Below are 2,163 nucleotides of genomic sequence, written 5' to 3'. Positions count from 1 at the left end.
CCGCGGCGTCGCAGGCGCGCCGGCTGAAGGGGCCGGACGAGCTGGAGATCGTGGCGTTCGAGCGCGGACGCTTCACGTCCTTCTCGGCCTGCGGCATCCCCTACTGGGTGGCCGGGGACGTCGCCGAACGCGACGAGCTGATCGCCCGCACACCCGAGGAGCACCGCGCGCGCCACATCGACCTNNCGACCCCGGCCGGGGTCGGGTGCGCGCGCGGGACCTCGATTCCGGCGCCGAGTCCTGGACGTCGTACGACAAGCTCGTGATCGCGACCGGCGCGCGGCCGATCCGCCCGGAACTGCCCGGCATGGACGCCGACGGTGTGCACGGGGTGCAGACCCTGGAGGACGGTCAGGCCCTGCTCGACACGCTGGCGCGCACGACCGGCCGCCGCGCGGTGGTGGTCGGGGCGGGGTACATCGGTGTGGAGATGGCCGAGGCGATGATCAAACGCGGCTACGAGGTGACCGTCGTCAACCGCGGCCGGGAGCCCATGGCGACCCTCGACCCCGACATGGGACGTCTGGTGCACAGGGCGATGGAGGGTCTGGGCATCACCATGGTGAACGACACCGAGGTCACCGGACTGCTCACCGGGGACGACGGCGGGGTACGGGCCGTGGCCACGGCGGACGCCGAGTACCCGGCGGACGTGGTGGTGCTCGGCATCGGGGTCCGGCCGGAGACGGGCCTGGCGCGGGCGGCGGGACTGCCCCTGGGGGAGCACGGCGGACTGCTCACCGACCGGTCGATGCGGGTCCGCGGGTACGAGAACATCTGGGCCGGCGGCGACTGCGTGGAGGTGCTCGACCTGGTCTCCGGCCAGGAGCGGCACATCGCGCTCGGCACGCACGCCAACAAGCACGGCCAGATCATCGGCGCGAACGTCGGCGGCGACTACGCCACCTTCCCGGGCGTGGTCGGTACCGCGGTCAGCAAGGTCTGCGACCTGGAGATCGCGCGCACCGGTCTGCGGGAGAAGGACGCCCACCGCGCGGGGCTGCGGTTCGAGACGGTCACCATCGAGTCGACCAGCCGCGCGGGCTACTACCCGAACGCCTCCCCCATGACGGTGAAGATGCTCGCCGAACTGCGCACGGGCCGCCTGCTCGGGGTCCAGATCGTCGGCCGGGAGGGCGCGGGCAAACGCGTCGACATCGCGGCGGTCGCCCTCACCGCAGGGATGACGGTGGAGCAGATGACGATGCTGGACCTGGGCTACGCCCCGCCGTTCTCCCCCACCTGGGACCCGGTCCTGGTGGCGGCCCGCAAGGCCACCACGAAGATCCGCGCCACGGCGGGACGGCCGTCGCCGCGTATGTCCTGACAGCCGTCCGGTCTACGCGGTCCCGTTGATCCGTTCGATCGCCTGCCGCGCCTGCTCCGCCGGAGGCCGCGCATGGTCCGTCGCGGGCCGGGGCGGCAGGGACGACACGGAGGCACTGGTGCCGCCGGTACCGATGGAGGCGCCGGTGCTGCCGGTACCGACGGAGGCACTGGTGCTGCCGGTACCGGCGAGACCGGCCGCACCGGTGCCTCCCGCGCTCACGGCAGCCGGCGGTTGCTCCCCCGTCGGCTTCGCGTGCGCGGCGGTGGCCCGCGCCGAGCGCAGGCGGTGGCTCACCGCCTCGTCCAGCGTCACCGGCCGCTGCATCCGGGAAGCGAGCCGCCCCGCCTCCTGGCCGAGCCGGGCGACGTCCTCCCAGGAGAGGCGCACCACGAGCGTGAGTTCCGCCTCTCCGTCGGGCAGCGCCTGCATCGCAGTGGTCACTCGGTCGTTCATGGCCCGTTCCTCACGTCGGCCCCGCGGCCCCTTCCCCGCGCCGCAGGCAGTTGGGAAGGGATACGCGGGGCCGGACGGCGGTGTTCAGCGGAGCGGCGGATTCACCGGCGGCGGCAAGGGCACAAGTGGGACGTGGTCATCCCCGTTCATGACGTGAATCCGGCACGGCGCACCCCGTGGGTCACCTACGCGCTGCTCGCCGCGAACTTCGTCGTCTTCGTGTTCTTCACGCCCGGTGTCGTCGGCTCCCTGACGGGCGGCGGGAGCAGTCTCGCGGAACTGTGCGATCTCCAGGCGTTCCTGGACCGGTACGCGGCCGTGCCGCAGGAGCTGATCCACCACCGGATGCCGCGCCTGGTGCCCACGGGCGGGACGGGGGT

The 2,163-nt window shown here is 73.1% G+C and carries 2 protein-coding genes and 2 pseudogenes; 3 read left to right on the top strand and 1 reads right to left on the bottom strand.

What is annotated here, in order from left to right; all coding sequences use genetic code 11:
- Both AOK11_RS45880 and AOK11_RS36735 read left to right on the top strand, forming a co-directional pair.
- Positions 1–184: pseudogene (locus AOK11_RS45880) on the top strand (FAD-dependent oxidoreductase); the annotation flags it as partial.
- 2 nt (positions 185–186) lie between these two features.
- Positions 187–1,327: FAD-dependent oxidoreductase (locus tag AOK11_RS36735; protein WP_240497631.1), on the top strand; the 1,141-nt coding region annotated here is incomplete at its 5' end.
- Positions 1,328–1,339: 12 nt separating this feature from the next.
- Here the strand turns inward: AOK11_RS36735 and AOK11_RS36730 are convergent.
- Positions 1,340–1,783 carry a hypothetical protein gene (locus tag AOK11_RS36730; RefSeq protein WP_055597962.1) on the bottom strand — a complete coding sequence of 148 codons (444 nt, stop codon included), beginning with the start codon at positions 1,781–1,783 and terminating at the stop codon, positions 1,340–1,342.
- A 132-nt stretch (positions 1,784–1,915) separates the two neighbouring features.
- Between AOK11_RS36730 and AOK11_RS36725 the strand changes: the two are divergent.
- Positions 1,916–2,163 (top strand): annotated as a pseudogene (locus AOK11_RS36725) (rhomboid family intramembrane serine protease); the annotation flags it as partial.

The organism is Streptomyces hirsutus, from assembly GCF_001418415.1.
In the GTDB taxonomy this organism is placed as follows: Bacteria; Actinomycetota; Actinomycetes; order Streptomycetales; family Streptomycetaceae; genus Streptomyces; species Streptomyces hirsutus.
The sequence above is the reverse complement of the archived record's forward strand: the minus strand, read 5'-3'. Positions and strand labels throughout refer to the sequence as shown.